Source organism: Microcoleus sp. B13-B6 (assembly GCF_036705405.1).
Classification (GTDB): Bacteria; Cyanobacteriota; Cyanobacteriia; order Cyanobacteriales; family Microcoleaceae; genus Microcoleus.
The window spans coordinates 1-26331 of record NZ_JAUBUJ010000045.1 but is presented as its reverse complement, the minus strand read 5'-3'; the positions used below and the strand labels follow the sequence as shown (position 1 = coordinate 26331).

The window sequence follows — 26331 nt, the reverse complement described above, 5'->3', positions numbered from 1 at the left end:
ATCTCACTCAATATCAAAATAGACTATGTATCAATTACCCACAAATTCAACTAATACAAAACAACTAAGTTAGTAAGAGCGATCGCCTTCAATTGAACTTACCAGACATATCCCGATGGAACGTTGTTTGGCGTATTAGGATTAGGAGCAGGTTGTACAGCTCCTGTAGACCGTTTCATAGTAAAAGGCAAAGTTCCTCTCCCAGTACCTCCTCCCGACATTTGACAAGTAACATTTCCTTGGATAGAATTACCATCACTACTGACAGTACCAATCCAATTAAATACCTCAGATTGAGACTCAAAGCGATCGCCTGACAATCTGCCGTTTCCAATATTTGCTGGTGAAGTTCCTCTCCCCTCAATAACTGTTCCACCATTGGCTGTAAATTGATTACCATTTTGGGTAAATGTAACCGGAAATTTTTTAATATCCTTGCTAACAAAACACTCAGGGCCAAAAGTTCCAGTCTCAAGTTCCCACTGACCGGTCAAATTGTATTGTGCCTGAGAAATTATAACAGGTGTTCTAGGAGAGCGTTCAGCTAATGCGTAAGGACGCATTGAGAAAATAGCTGTTAAAGTGAATGGAACAATTGCCAAAATTTGAATCAGATTCATAATTTACCTCAACTTTTTCCAAATTTGTTTGTGCAAGCCAATTAAAAATTAATTCTGTTTGAAACATTACCCATTCACCAACTCCAATTAGATGAGCTCGGTGGGTTGTTTGTAGTCAAACGGCGCATTATGAAAGGCAAACTAACTTTTTGATCGCAAGTTATGCTTCCAGTAATTTCATTACCATCGTTGCTAATACTGCCGAGCCATTGCAGACGGTATGTTCGGTCTTCAGCCTGAAATTTATTTTCCGATATTATCCCGTTTCCCAACCCTAAAGCTAGAGTCCTAAAAAATCTGAAAATAGAACCACTACCATTGGCTGTAAACTGATTGCCGTTCTGGGTGATATCAACAGTAGATTTTTCAACTTTATTAGAACCAATCAGACATACGACATCAGCAGTAAACCAGCCTGCTTCTAGTTCCCACTGACCGGTCAAATTGTATTGTGCCTGAGAAAGTATAACAGGCATTCTAGGAAATGTTTCAGCTAATGCGTAAGGGCAAATTGAGCAAATAGCTGTGAAAGTGAATGGAACAATTGCCAAATTTTGAATCTGATTCATAATTTACCTCAATTCTTTGCAAATTTGTTTGTGCAAGCTAATTAAATAAGAGCGAAAATCTAGTTATCCGAAGTCTCTAATATTAGGCTAAACCTAATATTTACCTGGCTGGATCTGGTTCTCGTCCAAACCATACTGCTGCATACCCTCTATAGATGCCGACACCCATTGCATTCCATGATTCCCGCCACATACCCTGGTTTAAAATCACTGCATTATGAGCCGAACTACTCTGCCAGAAACCAAGAGCTAGTTCAGGTGATATAGTTCCAGATGAACTACCACTAAGAATCTCGTAACCATTACCAGGATAGGGTGTACCTAGTCGGCGGGGAGCTTCCCACATACAGGGCAGGGTTTCTCGATTATTGGCATCATAGGCACAGTTACTCCAGCCATGAGCACAGTGGAGACCACCGCAGTTATCAGGATTAAAGTTGTACAAGTCACGCACGTGGCTTTGCGCTACATAACTTAGCGATCGCGATAGTGGAATTGGTGGCAATCCATACTGAGCACGATATTGATTTACCAAGTTATATAAACTCATCTCTTGCCTCTCTAAACTGCCACCATTACGTGCAGTAACGGGTTGTCGTGGCTGAGGCGGATTAGAAGGTTGACTTCTGGGCGTGCGATCGGGTGAATTCCTGGTAGCTACTTGACCCGAATTACATTCGGGAGCAGAGCGTAAACTTTCAAGACTACCATCAGAATTTTCTTTATAGAGAAAGGGTACGATACAAACGCCACGCCCATCTACAAGATAGACAAATTTAATGCCATTATTATAATGGCTCGGATCTTTCTTAAGCCAATATTGACGACCACAAGCAGCAGAGTTAATACTCTCTTTACCTCTCCTAAAATCTGTCCATACTTGATAGGGCGATCCATCGTGGCTGGTAGTGACAGTAGTTGGTGAAGTAACAGTCCTTGAGTTGCATAAATCTGCTTGTGCTGTTACCCATCCGTCGCTGAGATTGATTTGTCCAGGTTGGCTGATATTATTAGAATCTGAGTCTTGAGAAGACGGGGGTGTTTGTCCATTGCCAGCAAAAGACTGCGTAATTGCAGCTACAACAAAACTAGCAATTCCCCAAGCAATAAATCCAATTCGACGCATAATTTACCTCACTTCAGGATTTAAACTTAAACTAATGGTTCACGATTCAGTTTCTTCTAGGGAGGCGATCGCACTCCATTACCTTTAGGTATTGCTGTTTTTCCGAGAGAGTAGGTCAGCGCGATCGCCTTTGTAAAAAACTTGATTTTCTTCATATTTGACATATCTAAAAAATTGCTGATTTGCAAATTAACCAAAGAAAACACAAATAATTTGCGCCTTTTATTCATTTACCAATTCCATCCCGGCTGAGGTTCGCTTGGACGCGGCGGCGGGTTGGAAGGATAGACAGATTCAGGAGTTCTCGTATTTCTTGGTTGAGGACTATTGTTAACATGAGACGACAATAATCTCACCCAACTATTGAACTTTTGAGCATATTCATCTCCACATCTAACCGCCCTTGATTTTGGCAAAATATTTCGCTGAACCAAGTAAGAATATTTCCCAGGATTTTTGCCATAAATTGAGCAGATTAAATTAAAAAATCTCTGTTTATCTAAAGAATGCTCGTCCCAGAAAGGGATGTCTTCCGCTTTCATTCTTTGATCTCCTTCTAAAGCGAAAGAAATTGCTGCATTTAAAACAGCGCTTTCAGACGTTTCGTTTTTCATTTCTAGCAAGATAACTGTAGCAAGATCGTCAACAGCATCTTCTTCTTTTCCTGTTATGGGTAGATTTAATAAATGAACTAAAGCGTGTCCCGTCTCATGTAACATTACAAATAACGTAACTTGTCCAACCTGCTTAAAAATTGTTTCTCTCGGTGTATTGGGTTTATTTTCATAGAAGAGTTTAACAAAATTAACCGTCAAATCCATACAAATTTCTATTTCCCGTTTAGCAGGCTTATAATAAGCATTTGCTTGACCGCATTCGGAAAAAATAATCGGTACATTAACAGGAAGAGACAAATTGAAACTATTTAAGAATTCTGCAAAATGCTCTGCCCCTCCTGAATTTTTAAGTCCGACTTGAAAATCTCGGTAAAATTCACTTCTTACGGGGCCATAAGCGATGTAAAATTTTCCCACACTTTGCTGCGCGATCGCATTTGGGGGAGGTTGAGCGGCTGTAGCGCGATCGCTATTAACCCAGTGGCAAGTTAGAGAATTAACGCTGAGAGTACCGCAAAGTAAAAATGCGATCGCAATGCGCCAAAATGAACTCAACGTAACTATTAGAAAGCTGAGTATCGCACAGAATATAAATCGAAATAGACGCTGCATAAGTTACCCACAAAGTAAAATAATAAGGGAAACAAAGTTAGTTAGTAAGATCGATCGCCTTCAATTTAATTCACCAGCTATATCCCGGCGTAGAGTTGTTTTGCGGATTAGAATTGGGAGCAGGTGAGATAGGCGTAGGAGAGGAATTATTCGGGACTAATTCAGAAGAACAGGGTTGACTTCCGGCTCCATCTACTTGAACTTCTGCTGTTCGCTGCAACCTCATGTTTCTATTAGAATTTCGACCAGTCTTATCTTTCTCTGTTAAATCAATGATATTTCCATCTGTGCTAAAAGTTCCTATGTATGAGTAATGGAAATCAGTGCTACTGCCTGGATTATTAAATTTACATTCAAACTGAAATTGATTGCCTGACAGAGTAGCTTGCTGTGTATAGTCACCCGTAGGATAAGATAAAAGAAGATTTAACACATTACCATTTTGAACGATCTCCATCCTTTGGCTACCACGTTTTTGTCCTAACTCTAGCCAGTGACCTGTTAAGGATAATTGAGCCAGAGTTGTTACTGATAAACTTTGTTGCAACAAGGTGGTTGCTGTTATTGCGATCGGGATAGCGATCGCGCTTAAGAAACACTTTTGATTTTTCATGGTTTACCTCTGAATAGAATAACTAATTGACAGATTTGGAAAGGCGATCGCCTGTTTTTTGACAAAGCCTGTAGGGGCGGGTTTATCGAGATTATTCGTGGGTATCAAATATTTCGGCGAACCCGCCCCTACATTGATTCAAATGATAAAAACGATTCGCCAAAACTTAATTCGATTCATAAATTACCTCACCAATACACATCACTAACTACTGAACCACCGTGACTAAAGTCCCTACCTTTATCTGAGAAAATAATTCCTCAACATCCTGGTTGTGCATCCGCAAGCAACCGTGAGTAACAGCTTTCCCGACAGATTCAGGCTCATTTGTCCCGTGAAAACCGAACCAAATCCAACCCTGAGTCCAAAATCCAATCCAATAATGCCCTAGTGGATTTTCTGGATCGCCGGGAATAATCACATCATCAGTTATCGGATTTATCCAGGTTGGGTTCTCCACCTTTTGAGTGACGCGAAAAGTTCCTGTTGGCGTTTCCCATCCAGGTTTACCAATGGCAACTTGATAAGTTTTTACCTCAGTTAATCTCCGATATACTGTCGCTTGGCGGCGGCTGAGGCTAACTTCTAAACGAATTTCCTCAGCATTGATATTATCACGGAGAATAGTCGGCTGACTTTCTATTTCTGCTGACAAGCTTGGCGGACACATGAGAAACAAGCTGCCAAGAATTCCTCCTAAAGCTAGCCCTTTTGAAAGTTTGCAAAAAAGTTGAGACATTATGTGCATTCCCCTACCAACCTCCTCGAATTCCTGGCACTGAGGTATCTACTTCGTCTGGTGGTAGAGTGGAAATAATCCTAGAAACAGGAGTATTAGCTGGGACACCAGGTTGTAAATTCAGGATAAATTCGCCATCTACTGAGCTTGTATTTGCAGATTTACCGAAGACATACCAAACTCCTCTGGCTGTAAATTTTCCCTGAATTTGATTGCCTTGTTTGATTAATGTTCCCTGACTTTGAACCCCTGCTTTTATGCCACCAGTTGTTAATCGTGAATATTGACTGCCATAAATTTTCTTCGTAGTTGGATCGTACCCCCTCGATTGTGTTCCCGTAACGGTAAAGGGAATCGGAGTACCATCTGTCAAAGGTGCATTTAGAGATATTTCTACTTGTCTGGCTTCAATTTCTAGCAGGATTTTACCAGTAGAAGGATTGTAAGCGCCGCTGACTTGACTGACGCTGGTTCCAACGGGAACAACTGCTGGATATTGACTATTTGTAATTCTGCCTGAACCCCTGGTAATGGAAATGTTATTTGGATTTACGGCATTACCGCTGTCTGGAATTGAGGTATTAGGATTGTTGAAAATATCGTTCTCCGGTGAGACTGGTACTGCATTATTAGGGAAATTTTCAATATTTTGAGCAAGAGTTGTTACTGATAAACTTTGTTGCAACAAGGCTGCTGCTGTTATCGCGATTGGGATAGCGATCGCGCTTAAAAAACACTTTTGATTTTTCATGGTTTACCTCAGAATAGAATAGCTAATTGACAGATTGGGAAAGGCGATCGCCTGTTTTTTAGGAAAGCCTGTAGGGGCGGGTTCGCGATAATATTTGACACCCATCGACAAATTATCTAAACCCGCCCCTACCCATCGACAAATAAACAACTAATTGAATTTATTGGTGAAACAGGGATAGTTGTTTGGGGATTATTCGCTGGGTGGGGGCGGGTTATCTAGATTATTCGCGCGTGTCAAATATTTCGGCGAACCCGCCCCTACAGAATATAAATGTGAGGAAAATATCAGGCGATCGCTCTTTGTTAAAGTCAATTTTGAGAAGCGATCGCCATCGCTCCTATTCACGAAAACCACAGAGGGGATTTACGATCCCTGTCCCCCGATAATTCTTCGTGAAACACTCGCAAGATCGCCAGTATAATTGGTCAACAATGCAACGTTTAAGTCAAAAGAAGAACCGCCATTAGTGCTGACAAAAACTCCTATACTATTGCTAGTATTACGAGAAACTAAAACACGAGACCCTTCCAGATCGCCCGACAGTTCAATGAAATCAGAAGCAGGATCGAAGTCGGGGATAATAGCTAATCCATCGCTAACAAAGGAAAAAGTATCGCTTCCTGAACCACCTACAAACGTATCAATGCCATCAGTCCCGATAAAATAATCATCGCCTTTACCACCGATCAGTATGTCATTGCCGAAACCATCGACCAATATGTCATTGCCACTACCGCCGTAAGCGTAGATGACGCTACCATCATTGCTCTCGCTGCCAAGAAGTACGTCATCGCCTTTGCCAGCATACAAAGTATAAGTACCACTACCTCCCCGCAAGGTATCGCTGCCAGCAGTTCCGAAAAGAGTCTTACCATCACTTCCAGTATTTGAAGGTGGTGCAATAGGAACGGGTGGAGGTGTTGGAGTTGGTACAGGAGTTGTGGGTGGAGCAGATGCTTCTTTGTATTGATCCGCAAAATCAATGACCGCCATTGTTCCATACTGAGCGTGGGGACCAACACTTACTCCAGCGAATCGGTAAGAAGGTTTCAGGATGTTTTCTCTGTGTCCCCGACTCGAAACGCCATCATCAACTAGGAGATCGATTACAATTTCTCGACCGCTACTGGCTCCAAAATCGATATTTTCACCTGCGTAACCTTGTCCGTAGCGATCAACTCTTTGAGTTGGATCGCTACCATCAGTACCTGTATGAGTCACAAGACCTTTAGGTCCTATATCATTGACGTGATCTTTGGCAGCCAAAGACATTCCTCTGGATGGATTTAAAGCAGGTAAAGGAGAGGTCGATCGCAAAACGCGGATCGCTTCATCCAGAGCGGCGACACCTTCATTTGTAAGCCGAGTAACCTGCCCAGGCAATTTAATCGTATTTCCTTGATAATATTGCCTTCTTTGCGCCAATATATCTGCATAGGCGTTAGGATTTGTCCGTGCCAGATTGATTTCATCAACGACACTTTGTTCTACCGAAGATAGATAATTTACTGCCATATTTAACCTCTATTTTTCTCAATGAATCGACTTTTTCCAACAAAGCTTAGAAGAATCATCACCCTATTCAACCACCAAAACATTAGAAAACCCTAGAAGCAGATGCCAAATCTGCAACCAAGACCTCTCACCCGATCGATTGTATTTAAGGTGTTATTGATGTTATCAATCGTATCCCGCTTATCAGGTTTTTCCGACGGAACATAAGCAGCACTTAGCTGAGTAGCAGGGGTATTTTCCACCTGCAAACTCAAATAAACTCCCGCCTGCGGAGCCCCAGTCAAAAAGGTATTAATTGGAATTCCTAAGTTATAACCAGGCAGCCTGAATAAGCTAAGTATTTGCCCTGCTGATTCCTGCGGAACTCCTATCTTTGCTAACTGCTTTCCTAGCTTATCTGGATTTTCTGAGTCTCCTAAACCGTGAATTCCAATTACTCGCCCCGCTGCATCCAATACTGGGCCGCCACTCATGCCACCTCTAGTAATACTGCTGTAAACCATCGAGTAACCTTGTGCGATAGGTGTATCTAAACGCGATGTAATTGCACCTGGAACAAACAGGCGAATTCGTTCCCGAACTTGAGCCGCTGGTGCTGGCCATCCAGATACAAAAACTTGCCCTCCTTCTTTTGCTAAGTCTGAATTAGCGAGCTTAGCTACTGAATAATTTTCATCAGCAGTGAACTGTACAACTGCTAAATCGACTCCGGACAAAACTTTGATTGTCTGATAATCAATTTTGTGGGATTTCTTATCAGCGGTTACTAGCCGATATTCACTCTCAACATCAACGACATGATGGGCTGTGAGGACGGAGTAATTTTTTCCATTTTTAGAAATTATAAACCCGGAACCGTGTACGCCTTCTGTTTTGGTATCGACTATCAAAACGGTGATTTCACGGGAGATGTCACTGATTTCTTCGCCTGTTAATGCCATTGCTGATGATGGTAATGTGATGACGATCGCGGTGGCGATCGCAGTCCCAGCCAGCACAGCCGATAATCCTTCGCAATACTTCATGTTTTTACCTCGAAATAAAGTGAATTAAAACTGAAAAACAGGGAATTGAATCGGGGCGATTGCGGAGGGCTGGGCGGACACGGGGGTACAGCCCCTACGAATCGCTCTTTTTACCACAACCATCCCGGAGGAATTTGTGGTTTAGTAGGGGCAAACCCCCCGTGGTTGCCCTTCTCCTCTCTGCGATCGCCCAAAGTTTCCCTATTGCTCAAAGTGGGAGAATAGCTACGAACATTCCCTGTGGGTTTATTGCCTAATTGCACAAAAGTTTCAATCGGAATTGCCCAACTAGATTGCACCATTAAATCCCGTGGTAAATCTGGCTTAGAACCATCCTTAAATACATAAGGATCGCCCCACAAAGGATAAGCGTGCATTCCATTAATCCCCACAACTTCACCCCTGCTATTTAGCAACGGGCCGCCGCTCATTCCCTTAGAAACTGGATTGCTATAGCCAATTTGATACCCTCCAGCTAATGCTTTCGGACACAAAAAGGAAATGCTCCCAGACAGAAATTCAAACGCTCTTTTCTCAGCAGCATCTTGACCGGGAAACCCGGCAGCAAAGACTTCATCTCCAACAACAACTGACGATGAAGCTAACCGCGCTACTGCATATTCACTGGCACTTTTGAACTGCAATAAAACGAGATCGTTGCCTTCAAAAGACTGATTTCTGAGCAATTCACCCTGATAGATTTTTCCGTCGGGAGTTTGAATGCGGTGGCTTTCGCCAACGGCTAAAACATGGTTGTTAGTCAGGATTGTGTAGGTCTGACCTTGCTTTTTAACCAAGATTCCTGAACCTGCACCGTATCCAGATATCACCTTCACCGCGATCGCCCGTGCCTCATTTTTGACTTGGGCTACAGTCAGCTTTTGACCGCTTTCTCTACTCCCATTTACCTCTAATACTCGCGTTTTGCTGACAGGTAAGGACTGTACAGGCTGTTGAATATACCAACAGCCAATACAGGCGATTAACAAATAGCCAAAACGGAGTTTAAACTCCAGGCTTGACCACTTCATGCTGCACGTCCTCAGTGATTTTTACCAAGCATTACCGCCACCACCGTTGCTGGGCTGAACATTAGGCTGACGGGCAGCAGGAATGTTAGCTGGTTGAGAATTGGGAGCAGAATTAGGAGCAGAACCAGAGGCTTGAACAACAGATGCTTGTTGGAGAAACTGATTAAAATCGACGGTAGCAGAACTACCAGATGAACTGCGATGATCGCGAGTGCTTTCATAAAGAGGAGCACCAGAAGCACCAGAACGGATGTCAAATAACTGCTGGAGTCTCGCAGCAGCATTAGCACCCGGTTTAAGAGTAAATAGCAATTTTTCTGAAGTGCATGGAGGATTACCGTCTCCTACACAAATAGCTGGCTGACCGTTAAGATATCCAGCAGTGAGGGAGTTCAGTTGGCCTCTGTTCTTGAACGATTGGAAGCGACTCGATACTTCTTGGCAGCGCCGTTCTGGACTGTATCCAGCATCGGTAAAATGTTCAGAAGTCCACTTCACGACTTGAACCGTTCCTCGTGGCGTGTTGGCAAAGGTTGTTGGTACGCCGTCGCTACTCATGCCACAAAAGAATGTGGTGCTTTGAGCGTAGCTGGGTTGATTGAAGGTGGCGGCTGTGCCGATCGCGATCGCGCCTATTCCCACAACCGCCATCAGTGATTGCAATTTATTCATGTGGAATTAACCTCTCTGACAAAATTAATTGAGTTGCAACTTTGAGTTATCTTGAGTAATAAGGGCGATCGCACCACTTCCACCAACAGTTTGGCTAACTCATCTGGTGGAAATCAGCCCGATGCCCAACGTAGGCTGTGCCAATAACTTTTCAACTCCTCACAGCAGCGATGCACCTGATAAATCTGCTCTAAAATTATTGGCTCTGAGCTTCTCATCCTTTTTACAATGCCGCTCTAAGATGAGTCACGATCATCTCAGACGGATTAAAACTGATCTTGACTTTTATCCCGAACTGTGTATGAGCCAGCCAACTCTCAGAGCCTCCGAGCAAGGACACCGACAAATTCAGCAAGCTAGGAACGCCAATCAAAAGAAATGGGTAGCAAAAGAAGATAACCTCACTCCTTTAATCGAAGCGAGTCAATGGCTCATTAACCAATATGCCGAGGAAAAAGGTTGGAAGCCCAATGACCCAGGATGGGTGACAAATTTCGAGCAGTTTTTGCGAGTCGAGAAATATCAAGATATCAATGAAATTAAGACAATAATTACACAGTCGCAGCAAGGTTCACTGTTTGAAAGAATTACCCAACTTATAGACGAAGGTACAGCCTTTGCTCGCGGCATTTCTTACCGTACTTGGAGCAATTTTGCCTCTCCTACAAAGTGTGTGGGGATTAACGAGCAAGCTTTTAAAGCCTATTGTCATATTTTAGGCTTAAATTGGCAAAAAATTGCTGAACAACCGCAAAAAAAATCTGCCATTTTTTCCGATATCCGCCAAAACTTACCTGGTAAAAATGGTAGTTTTATCGGTAGAGAACAAGAAATTGAACGGTTGCTAGCCTTTCTCTCTTTTGATAGCGATCACAGCCGAATTAGTATTGAAGGTTGTGGTGGCGTAGGGAAAACATCTCTAGCATTAGAAGCTGCTTATCGCTGCCTAAATGCTAACCCGGAAAATGCCAATGTTCCTACTTTTGAAGCAATTATCTTTACCTCAGCGAAAGCACAGTATTTAACAAAAAAAGGTATCGAAAAACGTCTCTGTCGCGAGCGTACACTAACAGATATCTTCCAAGCAATCGCTCGTACTCTAAACAGTTTTAATATTATTCGTGCCGACTTTAACGAACAGCAAAAACTCATTCGCCACCGTTTAAGTCAGCATCAAACTCTGTTAATTATAGATAATTTGGAAACTCTTGATGAGCAACAAATTGTACTAGATTTTTTGCAGGATTTACCGATCGCAGTAAAAGCGGTGATTACTACCCGCATTCAAACTGATTTTCCTCGGATATTGCTTGATAGTTTACCTTTTAATGAAGGGTTACATCTCATTCAACAACAAGCTGAAGCAAAAGCTCTAACTTTATCAGAAACAGCAGCCTCTGAAATTTACCGCAAAACAAGTGGCATCCCCGCAGCGATCGTTTATGTAGTCGGTCAATTAGCAGCAAACTACAAGCTGGAAATTGTTTTAAATCGATTGCTTTCACCCACAGGTAAAGTCGCTATTTTTTGTTTTGAAGGTTCAATTCAACCGCTTAGAGGAAAATTAGCTTACCAATTATTAATGACGGTGGCATTATTCCCTCATCCCGCTTTAGAAGAGGCAATTATACAAACTGCTATCCCAAACGATCGCGATGGAGAAGCCATTGATGAAGCTCTAGCCAAATTACAGCAACTTTCTTTGATTAAATACCAGGAAAACCGCTATCAAATGATTTCCTTAACTCGCGAATACGTCTTGAATGAATTAAAAATAAACAGTGACTTTGAAGCAGCAGCGCGGGAACGCTGGCTTTCCTGGTATCTAAAATATTCCCAAAAACACGGTGGTCAAGATGGGAAAGAGTGGAACAATTACAATGAACTGAGTGCTGAATGGGAAAATATTCAAGCAGTGATTGATTGGTGTATTAGTCAAGAAAAATACAGTGAGTTCTTAGAATTTTGGCATCAGATAAACGCTTATTCTTACGCTCAGAGTTATAACCGCGATCGCTTAACTTATTGGAGTTACCGCTTAGATTGGACAGAATGGTTAATCGAAGCAGCGAAGAGCCGAGAAGACTGGAAAACTGCTGCCGAAGCAATGTGCGATCGCGCTTGGACTCTCACGATCGTGGGACAGGCAAAACATTTAGAATTAGCAGAAAGTTTACTCAAAGAAACGTGGCAACTTCGCCATTATCAAAGTCACACTTTTCAGGTTGATTTAATAATTAATATTGCCGTTCTCCGAATAGGACAAAAACAGTTTGAAAAAGCGCTTTTATGGCTAAAAAAAGCTTTGGCTTTGGTAAAAATTAATAAGCCACAAGACGAAAAATCAAAACGCCACCACATTCATATTTCTTATTACCAAGGAAAAATCTACTTCCTAAAAGGAGATTATGAACAAGCTAAAATCTACTATCAAGAAACCCTCAAAAAAGCTCAAGATACAGGCTGGCAGCGTAGTATCGCCTTAGCAAAAAATTGGCTAGGAGATATTGCTGTCGAGCAGGAAAATTTTGATGAAGCTAGACTTTTATTAGAGGAAAGCTTGGAAATTGCCCAAGTCAAACAAGATCGGAGTCGGGAAGCTTACTGTAAAGAATCGTTCGCTTTTCTCGTAAAGAAACAGAAGGATTTAACAGCAGCAAACCACTGGGCAAATTTAGCGATTGAAGACTTTACTGCCTTGGGAATGCTGCCGGAAGTTGAAAGAATGACAGTTTTTATTCAAGGTTTATCAGTCAGTAGAGAGCCAATTTGAATTACCCTCTTTCAAAAAAAGCTGGTAAAATCTTGAACAAAATCTGTAGGAGCGTGTTCGCAAGGATATTTGACATCTCACAAATAATCTCAATAAACCCACCCCTACAAGATACGTGACAATGGTAAAAAATGTTAACTCAAAGGTTTAGGAAAAACAGCCAAGACTTCGGCTTTAATATCAACAGTTGGGCGATTTCTCCCTTTCTTCTTGGAATCGGAAGTTTTCAGATTTTCACAACGAGAACCTTTATTTTTTTTCTCCTCAGCTTTCAGCCAGATTTTAGATCGATCTAGTTTGTCACTAGGAGCGATGCCAAAATGCTGCTTGAAAATAGTTTGAGTGTCAGCAAAAGCTGCCTGCCAATTTTGCTCATCCGCCTCACCCCGCAGACTAAAATAAGGGAAATGGTGAACGTAGCGGCCAAATAAAAGTTCACAGTCTTGGTGATACTTGGTGGTATCCAAAATGTGATTGTGCCAAACTGCATCTATTTCCTGTGTGGGGACGAACTGCTGATTGGGATATAGGTAAATGAGTCCCAAAAATGCCATGTAACGCGCGATCGCCCTTACTGTTTTTGCTTTTGTCCAACCCCGACCTTTTTCTGGGTGCATTAGCTTATACGCAATTGGCCCCAAATCTAATGTTCTTAGTTTGTTAAGAAAAACTTGAACTTCTGCACGCACAACTTTCTGCTCAACTGACATAAGTCGAACTCCTCTTCTTACTTTGAACTAAAGGTTGAAGAAGCTCGTTGGCCAACTGCTTCTATAATATGTACTGGATAAGCTCAAAAAATTATTGCAAAATTGCCAAAAATTTTATCGACAGTCATCTCAGAGACAGCAAAAGCCCCAGATGTCTTTACACCAGAACCCTTATGCTGCATACTGAAGAGAACATTTCAGTTTCTGACTTTGTATGACTGAACGGGACGAACAGTTGCGGCGACTCATCCAAGGAGTCCTTGGCCCTGGCGGGGAACGTTCTCAAGACATGGAGCGCTTGTTAGCTAGGATTCCTACAGTGCCAAGAATTATGAAAAGCCCTCATCCAGATTATCTGGAGGCGCTTAACAAGACTTTGGAGTATGTTAGAGTTAATATCAAAGTCTTTATCATTAAGTTTAAAGTCGATATCGATCGCGAACATCCTGAGAACCTCAGAACAAAATTTGTAATTTGGTTTAATGGCTATTTGAGATATCGAATTTTAGACTTATATCGCGCTCAACCTTTGCCACTAAGTCTGGATGCTCCAGGGTTTTCTGAAAAGGTTTCATTCTTAGAGACTCTGCCCGATGTCGGTTTTAATGCACCTTTGCTGGATGGCATAGAATCTTTGATTGAGAAGTCTCAGACTGATCGTACTCAAAGAAAAGCCTTAATATTGGAACTTTACATCGAACAGGATTACTTACAGAAATTAAGTGGCTGTCACCCAAGAAATTGCTTAGCCTGTAACTGCCAAATGCTGTTAAAGGCTATGTACTTAACTAGCCCCGGAAATCTGGTTAGCCTAAAGGAAGGGAAAATTGCTGCTGAAAAAAAGATTAGTGTGCGCTCTTTAGCGAAAAGTTTTGACATTAAGGAACAAACTATTCACACTCATTGGAGGAATAGATGCCGTCCGCTACTCCATGAAATTTTGGCAGATATCGAAAATAATTTAGTAGAATATGAAAGAAAGTTTTTAGGAGAAAAGCTATGACTTCCAGCACTATTTTGCCACCATTCGCAGTATCTTTAGAATTGACAGCGCATCGTTGGGCAGAGCATTTAGCTGCACAGCAGACTTCGCCAGCAAAAGGCAAGCGGGTTTATCTAAATTCCCTGGCTGTTTTTGCTGTCAGCCGTTTTTTAGAATCAATGGGAATTGAGACGGATTTGCAGGCGGGAGATAGTGCAAATCTAGCGCTTTGCGGTTTATTAAATGCTACCGATCTAGTCTTGCCAGGAATGGGTAATATAGAATGCCTACCTGTGTTGCCTGGAGAGCAATTTTTAAATTTAACGGGGGAATTTAGGGAAGATTTAATCGGGTATGTAGCGGTTCAGTTTGCCGAGCGTTTAGACGCAGTGCAATTATTAGGATTTATCAAAAATAATCAGGCAGAAGAATTGTTAGAACAGGTGGCGATCGCAGACCTTTTACCGCTTGATTATTTAATAGAACAATTGAATGAGTTAGAATTTAAAAAGGCAATTGAACAACCGTCAATCTTAAAAGAATTTCCTTTACAAGGCACAATACTAGAGGAATTGAGCCAGAGGTTGCGGAATTTTTGGGAAGAAATGGCTCAAGCAGGGTGGCAAACTGTGGAAGCTATAGAATCGCTGTGGACAGCAGCATCACCAACAAGATTAGGTTTTCGTTCACAAGGTGGCGATCGCCCTCAAAGTAGCGACTCTGAAGCAGCAATTTCCGCATTAATTTTCTTGTTGCAAACTAATTCCGAGGAACTCATCCTTCGCCATACTGTTAACTTATTAGGGGAAATAGGTACTGGCAATTCAGAAGTTATTGCTGCTTTAACTAAATTATTGCACAGTACGGGCGATCCAGAAACTCGTTGGCAAACCGCGATCGCCTTGGGAAAAATTGCTCCCAATCACCCGGAAGCGGCTGTCAGAAAAGCCAAGTTGATTGATTTAGGAATGCAATTAGGAACTGCATCAGTCAGCTTAATTGTAGGATTAATGCCAAAATCTGAGAATGAAGTTGAGGTGTTTATACAAGTGCAGCCAACTGGCGATCGACAAGTTTTACCACCTCACCTTAAACTTACTATCCTCTCCTCAGAAGGAGATACTTTCCTAGAAGTTGAAGCTAGAACAAATTCTCAAGGTATAGGTATCGATGACTGTATCCAGTTGCGCCATAGTTTCCCTATTGGTAGTCGCTTTCGCATCAGGATATCTCTGGAAAATACTAGCGTGACCGAAGATTTTGCGATCTAATTAAGGAAAATATTATTCTGGAAAGGTAGCAATGAGCCGAGTAGCCGTTTTAAAAATAGGAGTGGGAGATTTTAGGAAAGGATTTGATGTTTCGCTGCAATTTTGGTCAGACAATGCGCCTCCCACTGAAGACATTTGTGGCCGATTACCAGAAAAATTAAAAGTTCGGGCTTTTTATGAACTTTGGCACTCAGCTTACCTCACTTTAAAGCCTCTTGTCCCTAATTTAATGCGCTCTAAAAACGATAATTCAGTTTCTGAAATCGGACAAACAACAAACCGCGCTAGTAGTGAGGGAGTGTCAGCTTGTCGTCGATTAGCTCGCAGTTTAGAAGCTGAGATGAAACATTGGCTGAAGTCAGGAGGTACTTGGCAGCCAATTAGGGAAGGACTGCTGAAGGAGTTAAGTAATAAAAAAGGTGAAATTCGGATAATTATCCAAATTAATAATCCCGATCCTGTGCTTTGGAAATTGCCTTGGCACGTTTGGGATTTATTGCAGGATGATGATGGTAGTGATGTGGAAATAGCTTTGAGTTCCTCTGAGTTTAAACGCCCTAAAGTGCTGAATAAACCAGTTATCCGCAAAGGTAAGGTCCGCATTTTAGGGGTTCTTGGCGATAGTACAGGTATTAATGTCCAGACTGATAGAGCAGAGGTTGAGCGTTTGTCTTCTGCTGATGCTACATTTCTCGATCGACCTCAGCCTCAAGATTTCTTGAAGCAGCTTAGAAGCCAAATAGGTTGGGATCTATTTCTCTTTTCTGGGCATAGTGAAATGGTGGCAGAAAGCGCTAGAATTTATATTAATCAAAATAATAGTTTAGAAGTCTTAGATTTCAGAAATTCTCTACGAGAAGCTATTGGTCAAGGATTGAAAATAGCTATTTTTAACTCTTGCGATAGTATGGGGTTAGTACGGGATTTAGCGCAAGCGGGTTTGTATATTCCAGTTGTGATAGTGATGCGGGAAGAAGTGCCTGATGCGATCGCACAAGCTTTTTTGAAGGAGTTTCTTACTGAATATGCTAGCGGTCAGTCATTGCAGACATCTGTGAGGCGATCGCGCCAGCGTCTCGAAGATTGGGAGCAAATTTGGCCTGGGGTGACTTGGCTGCCAGTAATTTGCCAGAATCCGGCAGAAATTCCTCCAACTTGGCAGCAACTAGGGAATGCGAAGAAGGGCGATCGCCTTATTAAGTCGAACTGGGTTAAACTTCGTATTGCATTACTAGCTAGTTTGGCAGCAACTAGCTTTGTAATCGGATTGCGAGAAATAGGGTGGTTAGAGATAGTAGAATTGAAGGCTTTTGACACAATAATGAGGCTGCGACCCCATGAAGGAGAAGACCCGCGACTGGTGTTAATTGAAGCTAATACTGAAGATATTAAGAAATATGGCTTTCCACTACCAGATGGGATTATCGCTCAAGTGTTGAAGAAGATAGAAGCATACCAGCCTCTTGTTATTGGTCTGGATATCTATCGCGATCGCCCCATAGCAAGTGGTAATTCTGAATTAGTAAAACAGTTACAAAACGACCGCCTGATCGTCGTCTGTAAAGTTAAGGATGATAAAGACCCTGGAGTTTTGCCCCCGCCTTCGGTTTCTAATATAGATCGTCAGGGCTTTAGCGATCTAGTCCCTGACTCTGACAATGTTATTCGCCGACACTTATTGCGTTTAAGCCCAGACGTTAATTCTCCTTGTCGCACTAATGATTCTTTTAGTTTGCGAGTGGCACTTGATTACTTACAAGAGCGCTATGGAATTGAGCCTACAGATACTCAATATCCCAAATTAGGTAAGGTTGTATTCAAACCTTTGCAAACCAATCTCGATCGACCTTCTCGTGTAGGTGGCTATCGAACAAGAAATTTGAGGGATTACCAAATTTTGCTGAATTATCGATCCACTTCCATTTTAACATCGCGAATTAGCATTATAGAGGTTTTAAATAATAAATTTGATCCTAATTCTATCAGAGACCGAATCGTTCTTATTGGTGTTACCGACCCAACTAATTCTGAACCTGATATTCACCTTACACCTTACGATAAAATGCCTGGAGTAGTTATTCAAGCGCAAATGGTGAGCCAAATTATTAGTGCAGTTGTGGACGATCGTCACTTGTTAAGTGTTTGGCCACAATGGGGTGAATTTCTCTGGATTTGGGGTTGGTCATTGGTGGGAAGCGTACTAATTTGGAGCCGACGCAAACTTTTGGAGGGGAGCGTGGCACTAACAGTTGCTACGATTACTTTATCGGGAATTTGCTTTATACTTTTATTAATCCAAGGCAGTTGGATACCACTTATTCCCTCGGTATTGGCTTTGATCGTAAGTGGATGGATTATCAGAGTTTACAGAGCATTAATAAGTAGGGAGTTATGACCTCGATAACAAAGAGAATACAACTAGGGCTTTCTTTGGTAATCCTTAGTTTGACTAGCATCTATCCAGAATTAGTGGCACAGTCTGCCACAGGCGAATTATTTAACAATACTTCTATTGCTCAAAATAGAAGAAGAAAACGAGTACGTTTTGTTACGCCTATCATAAAAGCGTCTGGTTCCCGAAGAAGTGGGGCTAGTCGCGGGGATTGTCCAATGGTGGAAAAACCACTCACAGCTTTGATTCCAGACACAAATATAGGGTTAACTATTTCAGAGCGTCCGACTCTTTGGTTTTATATTCCCTATACTGCTGTAAAAAATCGCTCAGCAGAGCTTGTGCTGCTGAATGAAAAGAATAAATTAGTTTATAGCACTGCTTTGCCATTGGCGAAGACATCTGGAATTACCAGAGTTACTATAGCTAAAACATTAGAGATTGGTAAAAAATACAAATGGGTCTTTTCAGTAATTTGTAATCCAGCTAACAGGACTGCGGATAAGTTTGTCAAAGGAGAGGTGAGGCGAGAGTTGCTAAGTTCGGCAGTTCAGAATCAGTTAAAAGAGGTGACTGAGGAACACGATCGCGCCATAATTTACGCTGAAAATGGTTTGTGGTTTGATGCTTTGACAACTCTCGCCAAACTTCGCCTTAAAGCTCCCCAAGATCAAAATTTCATTGAGGAGTGGGCTGATTTACTAGGAGAAATTGGATTAGCTGATATTGCATCAGAAGATTTGGTTTTGTAATCTATATAGGAAAATGAACAGCAATGCGTATAGGGGGAATTTTTATAATTTCACTTGCTACTTTTTCAATAACAATTTTAGGGGTTTTATATTGGTTTTTACCGGAAGCATTTTCCGAATCTCAGATGTTAGTTCAAACATCAAGAGAAGCCAGAAAAGCTGAAGCAGATTTACTGTTTCAGCAAGGTACAAAACAGTTTCGTATTGCTCAATTTGAAGCTGCTTTAAATTTTTTTCAACAAGCCTTAAAAATTTATCAGGAAATTGGCGATCGCTTTGGAGAGGCGCAAGCTCTAGGTAATAGTGCGATTACCTACAAGAAACTCGGCAAATATGCCCGCTCTCTTGAGGATCTGGGAAAAGTTTTAGAAATCATGCGAAGCATTCCCAACCGTGAAGGTGAAGCAATGGCACTGCGCCAATTAGGATTGCTTCACCGTGCTTTAGGCAATTATGAACAATCCCTTAATTTGCTAGAGCAGCAGTTAGAACTTGTGCGTTCGCTTGGGAATCAAAAGTTAGTGTGGGAAGCTTTAAATGATTTAGGATTAGTGTATTTTGATCTCAGTCAGTATGAGAAAGCTGCTGAAGCTTGGGAGGAACAGTTAAGGATTACAAAAAGTCTTGGTAATGACGAAGGTACTCAGTTTGCTTTGAGCAATTTAGGAATGCTTGAAGCCACTCGCCGAAATTATCAAAAAGCTATCGAATACTACGAGCAAGCTTCAGAGATAAGTGTGGCTCGCGGTGGACTAAAGGGTTCAATTGACCCTGGTTTAGGACTTGTTTATCTGGAGATGGGCAATTATGAAAAAGCCATTAAAGCGATGCGACAATATGTAGCGAGCACACAAGCATCTGGCGTTCCTTCGGAGCAGGCAGTAGCTCTTAATAATCTAGGAGCAGCTTTGATGGCAACAGGTAAATTAGTGGAAGCTTCAGAAGTATTACTTTCATCGATAAAACTTCAGGAATCTCTGCGAATAGGATTAGATGATACTAACAAAGTATCTCTTTTTGAAACCCAAGGAAATCCTTACCGCAATTTACAACAAGTTCTGGTTACTTTAAATAAAAGTGATGCAGCTTTGGAAATTGCTGAACGCGGTCGCGCTCGTGCTTTTATTGAGTTATTAGCCAAGAATTTCTATTTACAACCTGGGGTAGAAAATAATATTAACTTTCTGAACATTTACGAGTTAAAACAAATCGCTAAAGAACAAAAAGCTTTTGTCGTTGAATATTCTATTATACCTGAAGATAAAAAACTTTTTATTTGGGTCGTTAAGCCCACAGGGGAGGCAGTCTTTCGCAAAAGTGACCTTAAATCTTTGGTGCAAAACACCACTCTACAAGACTTTATTAAAAACTCCCTTGAACATATTGTTAAAGATATAATTAGTTCAGAATTGCAACAACTTCACCAGCTACTGATTGAACCCATTGCTGACTTACTACCAAATGACCCAGAATCTCATGTGATTTTTGTCCCGCAAGGCCCACTATTTCTCGTTCCCTTCCCCGCTTTGCAAGACTCTGCTGGCAAATACTTAATCGAGAAACACACCATCCGTACCGCACCCTCAATTCAGGTACTCGATCTAACCCGTAAGCAGCGCCAACAATTATCAGGCTCAGCGAAGGACGCGCTAGTGGTTGGTAATCCTCAACCAATGCCGAAGGTTCCCCTATTACTGGGAGGCCCCGCTGAAGAGTTACCCGATCTCCCTGATGCTGGACGAGAAGCGAGTGAAATCGCTAGCTTGTTGAATGCAAAACCTCTAACCGGTGCTAGTGCGACAAAAACAGCCGTCATGTCGCAATTGGGACAAGCCAGAATCATTCATCTGGCAACTCATGGGTTACTAGATGATCTGCGGGGGTTGGGAAGCGCGATCGCACTTGCCCCTTCCGGTAGTGATAGTGGACTGCTCACGGCCGCAGAAATTCTTGACCTAGAGCGAACCCAAGGAAAGTCTCTGAGCGCTGAACTGGTTGTTCTTAGTGCCTGCAATACTGGTTCGGGGCGCATCACTGGCGACGGCGTGATTGGGCTGTCGCGCTCTTTGATTTCAGCAGGTACCCCCAGCATTATTGTCTCCTTGTGGTCAGTCCCCGATGCGCCTACAGGCTTCTTGATGGCAGAGTTCTACCGCCAGTGGAAAAAAAATCCTGCCGATAAAGCCAAGGCGCTACGCTCTGCGATGCTCGTTGCGAAGCAGACACATCCCCTACCAAAAGACTGGGCGGCTTTCACGCTGATTGGTGAGGCAGAATAACGATCAATTCGAGAGAGGTGATCGCGGCTCAGCATTTCATACTATTATCCCTACCGCCATTCACCTTGCAGGATAAAAGGTGCCCAGTAATAAGGCTCTTTCCCCTCTTGCATCATGGACAATTGCGCCTCTCTCAACGCCCGCGCCGCTGGCAAACCATCTTTGAGCATTTTCTCGTAAAATCGGCTCATTAGCTCTAGTGTTCCTTCTTCATCACTCACAGTCCACAAACTCATCATCACCCTTTTTGCACCAGCATACATGAATCCCCTTGTCAACCCCACAATTCCTTCCCCTTTTACATTTTCTCCCTTTCCGGTTTCACAGCCACTCAACACAATTAATTCAGCAGGTAAATTCAAGTTGAAAATAGTCGGTGTGAGCAGATAGCCATTCTGTGATGCACCTCGCTGGTTTACAAGAGATAAAACAATCCCTGAAATCTGACGGTTCTTCCTATTGAAGAAGCCGTGAGTAGCGAAATGCACAATCCGATAGTTACTTAACACAGAATCGGCGAGTTTGTCGAGGTTAGCGTCAAAATCAAATGCCTGCATTTCCTCTGAATCCGCCACCAGAGATAAAATTCTTTCCGCTTCTTTGCGAGTCCCGGTAAGTCGAGTCCAAGTTTCACGTTCACTTTCAGTAACCCTGGTGAGATTGGGGGTTAAAAGAGGCAATGTCGGAGGATTGGAAGATGCCTTGACTCGCTCATCTTGAGCATCAAACACCGGATCGGCGAGCACTGCAACAGCTTTGGGGGCGAGTGCCCGATTTGCTGTAGACTCCCTGATAATAGACAGGGTAGAGGCAGAAGGCAAGCTGACGATTTCGTGTTCTGCGATTAAGAGTTTGGGGCTGGCTGTCGTTGACGACTTCGGCACTGGCAAGGCACTGAATGGAGTATATTGCAGTTCGCCATCGCCTACTATCAGTAGGCGTTTCTGCTGTAATTGTTCAGCAATGGGCGCTAAGATTATTTGGCTCAAGGTAGTAGCTTTTTCCTCCGCATCGGCTGTATCGAACAGACTTGGTGTCGTCAAATAGTTGTAGAATTCCAGCGCTGCGGTTTCGATTTCGGCACGTTTGGGGAGTTCACGAACAGTAACAGATGTGGGGGTAACTGCCCACACATAGCTCCGTTCTTCACCGAGCCAGTAAGATAGGAGGATAGTATCAACATCTACTACCTGTTGAATTTCCTTGAAGTTAAGGCGTTGTGGTTGAGTTAATTCGGCATATTGGGGACTGGCAGTACGAATTTGCGCCTCCACTTGTTGCAGTTGTGTTTCTAGTTCAGAAATTTCTTTTCTAATAGTCTCTGCTTGTTCTTCTGTATGCTGATTTTTGAGTAGTTGGTCTTGATATTGTATTTTTGCAGTGAGTTTCTGTAGAATTTGACGTTCAAGGTCGCGCAGTGCGGGCTCTACGCCTTGCCGAATATCGGCACGCGCTTCATTCAGGAGTTCGATTAAAGAGCGAGCGCGGGCGCGTTCGGAGACTTCAAATGCTGCTATGTCGTGACCGGCGTTGGGGTTCTGTCGATGCAATGCCATTAGGATGTCAATGTTAAGTCCATAAGTAGCTTGCACTGAGGCAAAATAAGAAGTACGCAGATCCGAACTAACGATGTTAGTGCGTAGCTTTTCAATAATTGCGATCGCCGCTTCTATTTGAGTTAGAGCTTGGTTGAGATTACCAAGCGCTGCCTCAACATCTGCTATATTTTTGAGTGCAAAAGCTTCGCCAGGGCGATCGCTTGTTGCTCGTCTTAGAACAAGTGCCTGATTATAATATTCGAGTGCCTTCTGAGGCTCGCCTAAAGACCTGTAAACTGCACCAATATTATTGAGTGAGGAAGCTTCCCCGTAGCGAGCACCTATTGCTTTCCAGATTGAAAGAGCTTGGTTTTGGCGATCGAGCGCTTTCTGATATTCACCCAAATCATCGTAGGCCTTACCTATATTGGTAAGCGTAACAGCTTCCTGGTAACGATTTCCAACAGAGCGATGGAGTGGCAATGCCCTGTTATAGTATTCAATCGCTTTCTGCTGCTCACCTGAAATGTTGTAAATACTGCCAATATTGTTGAGAGTGATCGCTTCTCCTTCCTTATCGCCAACAGTTTCATGGAGAGATAAGGCTTGGTTATAGTAATCTAATGCCTTCTGCGTTTCACCCAAAATCCGGTAAATTTGACCTATATTACTAAGTGCTTTTGCTTCTAACCAACGGTTTTCAATATCACGGGATACCAGCAGCGCTTGAGTAAAAGCATCCAGCGCTTTCTGATACTCACCAATATTTGTATAAGTATTGCCGATATTATTAAGCGTCACACCTTCCCTAGCACGGTTTCCAATGGAGTTTAGTATTGCAAGTGATTGCTTGTAGACCTCAAGAGATTTTTGCATCTCGCCCATGTCTTGGTAGGTTAAAGCAATTTGATTGAGGGAGTAAGCTTCCTGATCTCGCTCTCCTATAGCCCGAAAAATTGAGATGGCTTGATTGTAATAGTTGAGTGCTTGCTCATACTCGCTCAAGTTTTTATAAACATTACCAATATTACCAAGAGCAAACGCTTCACCGCGACGGTCTTTCAACTCCTGCCAAATTTTAAGAGCTTGAGTCAAGCGTTCTAATGCCTTTTGTGTCTCTCGTAGATTAATATATACCACACCGATATTGATCAGCATCCGCCCTTCGCCAGCACGATTTCCTGTAGCTTGGTAAATTAATAATGCTTGATTGTAAAAGCCGATCACTTTTTGATATTCATTTAGCTCTAGGTAAATACTGGCCAGGTTCCCAACTGTATCAGCAATACCTGTAGTGTTTTCTATAGTTTTATAGATTGCAAGTCCTTGATTGAGGTAGTCAATAGCCTTCTGATATTCACCTGAGTTGTAATAGACCAAGCCAACTTTGTTGAGCGTTTTCGCCTCCTCTGCTCTATCCTTCACAGCTTGGTAGAGCGACAATGCTTGGTTATAGTAGTCTAGTGCTTTCTGCCTTTCGCCCAGGTTGCCATAAATCTCACCGATGTTATAAAGCGTTTGCGCTTCGTTTGTGCGCTCTCCAAGCGTTCTCCATAATGTTAGTGCTTGATTGTAATAGTCTAGGGCTTTCTGTTTGTCACCCAGGGAGCTGTAGATATTACCGATGTTATTGAGAGTCGCGCTTTCTTGGTAGCGATCGCCTATTTTTCTCCAGAGTCCTAAAGCCTCTTCATTCTTTTGAATTGCCTGTCGCAGAGATTCTGTTGTCCCTTGCTGGGATAGTTGTAGCGCTTCGTCAAAAGCCCTTTGAGCAGCAGCGCGATCGCTCTCTGATAGGGTGACTTGCTGTTGAGTCAACTTTGCCTGGTTGAAGTAATCTAGCGCCTTTTGCTTTTCACCCAATGATTGGTAGGCTTTACCAATATTGTCTAACGCGACGGCTTGCCAGTGTCGATCGCCCAAAGCTTGCCAAATCAGCAACTCCTGATTGAAGCAGTCCACGGCCTGCTTGTATTCGCCCAATAAGGAGTAAATTAAACCAATGCGACTGAGGGTAGAAGCTTCCCATTGGCGATCGCCCAACTTTTTCAAAAGCCCTAGTGCCTGTTCATACTTCTGAATCGCCTGTCGCAAAGATTCTGCTGTCCCTTCGTTGCGTAGTTCCTCTCCCTCCTGAAAAACTCGTTCAGCAGCAGCGCGATCGTTTTGTGACGGTGTAGCTTCCTGCTGCTGAGCCAGTTTCTCTAGTATGAACTGCGATCGCTCTACTGCAACATCGGCAGTGCCTTCCATTCTTGCAGGGGCGATGCGAGAACCGGCCGGTGCCACTGTTGCTAACAAAGCCAGAGCAATTGTTAACAGAGCTAACACTGGATATTTTATTCGGCAGCGCCGCAACATCTGCCTAGATTGTCTCCAATGCCAAGCCATATTGTTACCTCTGAAGAGAGCTAAAAAAATCATATCCCAACGCATACTCCAGTGCATAATCACTTAATTCTGTCCAGTTTGGCAAAAGAGCGATATTTCCAGCGATTCAGCGCTGAAAACCACTTGCACTATCTCAGGACTAGCTCTATTTCATTGATGGCAATGCGATCGCAGTGATTCAAGATTGTCTCAAAGCCCTACACGAGTGTCAAGGTTCGCCGTTATCGGTCAATCTCTAGTGGTACTTGACCCGAGTGTTATGCCTCTTTCCCCGCTGTTGGGACTTATCCAACACCAGGGTTAGCCTTAGCTTTAGCATAATTGTCAGTTTCCAATCATTGAACGAGTTAAAGCTTAACTTCATCGATTTCATCGAAATTAATAGCAGTTGCTATTGACTCTGGTTTTGCCCCTAAAGCATAACCGAAACTAATAAATTCACTGATTGTTTGAGAATGAATTTTGGTTTGCAACCAATTTTTGGTTTGTCGATGTTGCTTAGTATCCCAGACAAATTTAACTTTTTGTGCTCTTTGAGTTGGATGCAATGCCAAAACAATTAGTTGCAGCTTTTCAGGCTCTATCTTAAAGAATTGAGCAGCTACCCATAACTTTACCCGGTCTTCCCAAGTCATTACAGGATGCCGAATCGCCCACTCAAATAGCTTTGGTCGTCCTTTGACAAAACCAACATTTGCTGGAACTTGTATTACTTTAAATGAAGGGGAAGAGTGTTTTACTATTTCTCCCTGCTTTTTTAGGTGTAGTTTTGCTTGAATTGGAATGTCAACAAACAGTTTTCGCTGCGGTAAAAATAGCGTTGGCGATAATTTTTTAAGTTCGTTAACCCACTGCTGTAACTGCGGATAGTTATTGAGGATGGGTTCGACAGGTAATCCCATTAGAATTTGCTTGACAAGTAGTTGCAAATGTTGTTGGAGATAGTTGGGAACTAAAGATGGTTTTTGTAGTTGGTTAGGCTGGACAGTTTGATTGAGGTTGGACAGAGTAAGAAGATACATTGCGAGCGAGCATAAAAGGCTGAGCAATGGTGGCGATCGCCACAAAAAAAGTCCGAGAGCGCACAATAGGATTAAAAATTTATAGCCACATCTGCTTTACCACCATCAGGAACAGATTGGTCTAGATTTGCTGTGACCCTGCAGGAATTGTTTGACTACCGTCCCTCTGCAAAAGATCCAATTTGACGGCAGGCTGCTCGGTTTCTTCTAAAAACTGTGCCACAGATTTGATGACATCTGTTGCGGTTTTTGGTACGAGAACCAAATCTCCAGATGCCAGCATATCTAGTAGGGCACCGGGTTTTCCCTTGCCTCCGTACAAGTGACC

General features: G+C 42.6%; 22 protein-coding genes. 6 read left to right on the top strand and 16 right to left on the bottom strand.

What is annotated here, in order from left to right; all coding sequences use genetic code 11:
* Positions 1–98: 98 nt before the first annotated feature.
* From QUB35_RS20150 to QUB35_RS20095, 12 genes are all read right to left on the bottom strand, one after another.
* Positions 99–620 (bottom strand): hypothetical protein, encoded by a 522-nt coding sequence (locus QUB35_RS20150; protein WP_333143540.1) that lies wholly within the window; start codon positions 618–620, stop codon positions 99–101.
* Positions 621–694: 74 nt separating this feature from the next.
* Entirely contained in the window at positions 695–1189 is a 495-nt protein-coding gene (locus QUB35_RS20145) for a hypothetical protein (protein WP_333143539.1), read from the bottom strand.
* A 100-nt stretch (positions 1190–1289) separates the two neighbouring features.
* The gene (locus QUB35_RS20140) at positions 1290–2315 is read right to left on the bottom strand and encodes a CAP domain-containing protein (RefSeq protein ID WP_333143538.1); all 1026 of its coding nucleotides are present in this window, start codon (positions 2313–2315) and stop codon (positions 1290–1292) included.
* Positions 2316–2371: 56 nt separating this feature from the next.
* The gene (locus QUB35_RS20135; protein WP_333143537.1) at positions 2372–2545 is read right to left on the bottom strand and encodes a hypothetical protein; all 174 of its coding nucleotides are present in this window, start codon (positions 2543–2545) and stop codon (positions 2372–2374) included.
* On the bottom strand, positions 2546–3544 hold the full coding sequence (locus tag QUB35_RS20130) for a DUF4344 domain-containing metallopeptidase (RefSeq protein WP_333143536.1): 999 nt from the start codon (positions 3542–3544) through the stop codon (positions 2546–2548).
* A gap of 70 nt (positions 3545–3614) precedes the next feature.
* A complete protein-coding gene (locus QUB35_RS20125) occupies positions 3615–4157 on the bottom strand; it encodes a hypothetical protein (RefSeq protein ID WP_333143535.1) in 543 nt (180 codons plus the stop codon).
* A gap of 208 nt (positions 4158–4365) precedes the next feature.
* Positions 4366–4896, bottom strand: coding sequence for a L,D-transpeptidase (locus QUB35_RS20120; RefSeq protein WP_333143534.1), 531 nt, complete (start codon positions 4894–4896; stop codon positions 4366–4368).
* Between the two features lie 13 nt (positions 4897–4909).
* Entirely contained in the window at positions 4910–5647 is a 738-nt protein-coding gene (locus tag QUB35_RS20115) for a hypothetical protein (RefSeq protein ID WP_333143533.1), read from the bottom strand.
* A gap of 366 nt (positions 5648–6013) precedes the next feature.
* Positions 6014–7165: a CAP domain-containing protein gene (locus QUB35_RS20110; RefSeq protein ID WP_333143532.1), complete on the bottom strand. Its 1152-nt coding sequence runs from the start codon at positions 7163–7165 to the stop codon at positions 6014–6016.
* Positions 7166–7257: 92 nt separating this feature from the next.
* Positions 7258–8190 carry a serine protease gene (locus QUB35_RS20105; protein WP_333143531.1) on the bottom strand — a complete coding sequence of 311 codons (933 nt, stop codon included), beginning with the start codon at positions 8188–8190 and terminating at the stop codon, positions 7258–7260.
* 110 nt (positions 8191–8300) lie between these two features.
* Positions 8301–9221, bottom strand: a complete 921-nt coding sequence (locus tag QUB35_RS20100) for a serine protease (RefSeq protein ID WP_333143530.1) — start codon at positions 9219–9221, stop codon at positions 8301–8303.
* A 21-nt stretch (positions 9222–9242) separates the two neighbouring features.
* Positions 9243–9893, bottom strand: coding sequence for a COP23 domain-containing protein (locus tag QUB35_RS20095; RefSeq protein WP_333143529.1), 651 nt, complete (start codon positions 9891–9893; stop codon positions 9243–9245).
* A 301-nt stretch (positions 9894–10194) separates the two neighbouring features.
* Here QUB35_RS20095 and QUB35_RS20090 point away from each other — a divergent pair, with 301 nt between their 5' ends.
* Positions 10195–12666, top strand: a complete 2472-nt coding sequence (locus QUB35_RS20090; protein WP_333143528.1) for a tetratricopeptide repeat protein — start codon at positions 10195–10197, stop codon at positions 12664–12666.
* A 134-nt stretch (positions 12667–12800) separates the two neighbouring features.
* On the opposite strand, the gene QUB35_RS20085 is transcribed toward QUB35_RS20090, so the two are convergent.
* A complete protein-coding gene (locus tag QUB35_RS20085; protein ID WP_333143527.1) occupies positions 12801–13376 on the bottom strand; it encodes a glycine-rich domain-containing protein-like in 576 nt (191 codons plus the stop codon).
* Positions 13377–13590: 214 nt separating this feature from the next.
* Between QUB35_RS20085 and QUB35_RS20080 the strand changes: the two genes are divergently transcribed.
* Genes QUB35_RS20080 through QUB35_RS20060 form a run of 5 tightly spaced genes read left to right on the top strand, consistent with a single transcriptional unit; the run spans position 13591 to position 21052 of the window.
* Positions 13591–14379 carry a hypothetical protein gene (locus tag QUB35_RS20080; RefSeq protein WP_333143526.1) on the top strand — a complete coding sequence of 263 codons (789 nt, stop codon included), beginning with the start codon at positions 13591–13593 and terminating at the stop codon, positions 14377–14379.
* Complete coding sequence (locus QUB35_RS20075; protein ID WP_333143525.1) at positions 14376–15629, top strand: DUF1822 family protein; 1254 nt, start codon at positions 14376–14378, stop codon at positions 15627–15629. Before QUB35_RS20080 ends, QUB35_RS20075 begins: the two co-directional genes overlap by 4 nt.
* Positions 15630–15660: 31 nt before the next feature.
* A complete protein-coding gene (locus QUB35_RS20070; protein ID WP_333143524.1) occupies positions 15661–18024 on the top strand; it encodes a CHASE2 domain-containing protein in 2364 nt (787 codons plus the stop codon).
* The gene (locus QUB35_RS20065; RefSeq protein WP_333143523.1) at positions 18021–18773 is read left to right on the top strand and encodes a DUF928 domain-containing protein; all 753 of its coding nucleotides are present in this window, start codon (positions 18021–18023) and stop codon (positions 18771–18773) included. The genes QUB35_RS20070 and QUB35_RS20065 overlap by 4 nt, the downstream gene beginning before the upstream one ends.
* Before the next feature lie 23 nt (positions 18774–18796).
* A complete protein-coding gene (locus QUB35_RS20060; RefSeq protein WP_333143522.1) occupies positions 18797–21052 on the top strand; it encodes a CHAT domain-containing tetratricopeptide repeat protein in 2256 nt (751 codons plus the stop codon).
* A gap of 50 nt (positions 21053–21102) precedes the next feature.
* Here the strand turns inward: QUB35_RS20060 and QUB35_RS20055 are convergent, their stop codons facing one another.
* The 3 genes from QUB35_RS20055 to QUB35_RS20045 form a co-directional block, all read right to left on the bottom strand.
* Complete coding sequence (locus QUB35_RS20055) at positions 21103–24981, bottom strand: tetratricopeptide repeat protein (protein WP_333143521.1); 3879 nt, start codon at positions 24979–24981, stop codon at positions 21103–21105.
* 347 nt (positions 24982–25328) lie between these two features.
* The gene (locus QUB35_RS20050) at positions 25329–26003 is read right to left on the bottom strand and encodes a hypothetical protein (protein WP_333143520.1); all 675 of its coding nucleotides are present in this window, start codon (positions 26001–26003) and stop codon (positions 25329–25331) included.
* 121 nt (positions 26004–26124) lie between these two features.
* A partial coding sequence (locus QUB35_RS20045) for a hypothetical protein (protein ID WP_333143519.1) occupies positions 26125–26331 on the bottom strand: 207 nt, incomplete at its 5' end.

What these genes read in the sequence shown, in the direction of transcription:
- QUB35_RS20120 (WP_333143534.1), bottom strand. Translation starts at nt 4,896, where the DNA reads ATGTCTCAACTTTTTTGCAAACTTTCAAAAGGGCTAGCTTTAGGAGGA.
- QUB35_RS20145 (WP_333143539.1), bottom strand. Translation starts at nt 1,189, where the DNA reads ATGAATCAGATTCAAAATTTGGCAATTGTTCCATTCACTTTCACAGCT.
- QUB35_RS20140 (WP_333143538.1), bottom strand. Translation starts at nt 2,315, where the DNA reads ATGCGTCGAATTGGATTTATTGCTTGGGGAATTGCTAGTTTTGTTGTA.
- QUB35_RS20150 (WP_333143540.1), bottom strand. Translation starts at nt 620, where the DNA reads ATGAATCTGATTCAAATTTTGGCAATTGTTCCATTCACTTTAACAGCT.
- QUB35_RS20130 (WP_333143536.1), bottom strand. Translation starts at nt 3,544, where the DNA reads ATGCAGCGTCTATTTCGATTTATATTCTGTGCGATACTCAGCTTTCTA.
- QUB35_RS20115 (WP_333143533.1), bottom strand. Translation starts at nt 5,647, where the DNA reads ATGAAAAATCAAAAGTGTTTTTTAAGCGCGATCGCTATCCCAATCGCG.
- QUB35_RS20060 (WP_333143522.1), top strand. Translation starts at nt 18,797, where the DNA reads ATGCGTATAGGGGGAATTTTTATAATTTCACTTGCTACTTTTTCAATA.
- QUB35_RS20100 (WP_333143530.1), bottom strand. Translation starts at nt 9,221, where the DNA reads ATGAAGTGGTCAAGCCTGGAGTTTAAACTCCGTTTTGGCTATTTGTTA.
- QUB35_RS20095 (WP_333143529.1), bottom strand. Translation starts at nt 9,893, where the DNA reads ATGAATAAATTGCAATCACTGATGGCGGTTGTGGGAATAGGCGCGATC.
- QUB35_RS20075 (WP_333143525.1), top strand. Translation starts at nt 14,376, where the DNA reads ATGACTTCCAGCACTATTTTGCCACCATTCGCAGTATCTTTAGAATTG.
- QUB35_RS20090 (WP_333143528.1), top strand. Translation starts at nt 10,195, where the DNA reads ATGAGCCAGCCAACTCTCAGAGCCTCCGAGCAAGGACACCGACAAATT.
- QUB35_RS20110 (WP_333143532.1), bottom strand. Translation starts at nt 7,165, where the DNA reads ATGGCAGTAAATTATCTATCTTCGGTAGAACAAAGTGTCGTTGATGAA.
- QUB35_RS20070 (WP_333143524.1), top strand. Translation starts at nt 15,661, where the DNA reads ATGAGCCGAGTAGCCGTTTTAAAAATAGGAGTGGGAGATTTTAGGAAA.
- QUB35_RS20055 (WP_333143521.1), bottom strand. Translation starts at nt 24,981, where the DNA reads ATGGCTTGGCATTGGAGACAATCTAGGCAGATGTTGCGGCGCTGCCGA.
- QUB35_RS20080 (WP_333143526.1), top strand. Translation starts at nt 13,591, where the DNA reads ATGACTGAACGGGACGAACAGTTGCGGCGACTCATCCAAGGAGTCCTT.
- QUB35_RS20050 (WP_333143520.1), bottom strand. Translation starts at nt 26,003, where the DNA reads ATGTATCTTCTTACTCTGTCCAACCTCAATCAAACTGTCCAGCCTAAC.
- QUB35_RS20135 (WP_333143537.1), bottom strand. Translation starts at nt 2,545, where the DNA reads ATGAATAAAAGGCGCAAATTATTTGTGTTTTCTTTGGTTAATTTGCAA.
- QUB35_RS20105 (WP_333143531.1), bottom strand. Translation starts at nt 8,190, where the DNA reads ATGAAGTATTGCGAAGGATTATCGGCTGTGCTGGCTGGGACTGCGATC.
- QUB35_RS20085 (WP_333143527.1), bottom strand. Translation starts at nt 13,376, where the DNA reads ATGTCAGTTGAGCAGAAAGTTGTGCGTGCAGAAGTTCAAGTTTTTCTT.
- QUB35_RS20065 (WP_333143523.1), top strand. Translation starts at nt 18,021, where the DNA reads ATGACCTCGATAACAAAGAGAATACAACTAGGGCTTTCTTTGGTAATC.
- QUB35_RS20125 (WP_333143535.1), bottom strand. Translation starts at nt 4,157, where the DNA reads ATGAAAAATCAAAAGTGTTTCTTAAGCGCGATCGCTATCCCGATCGCA.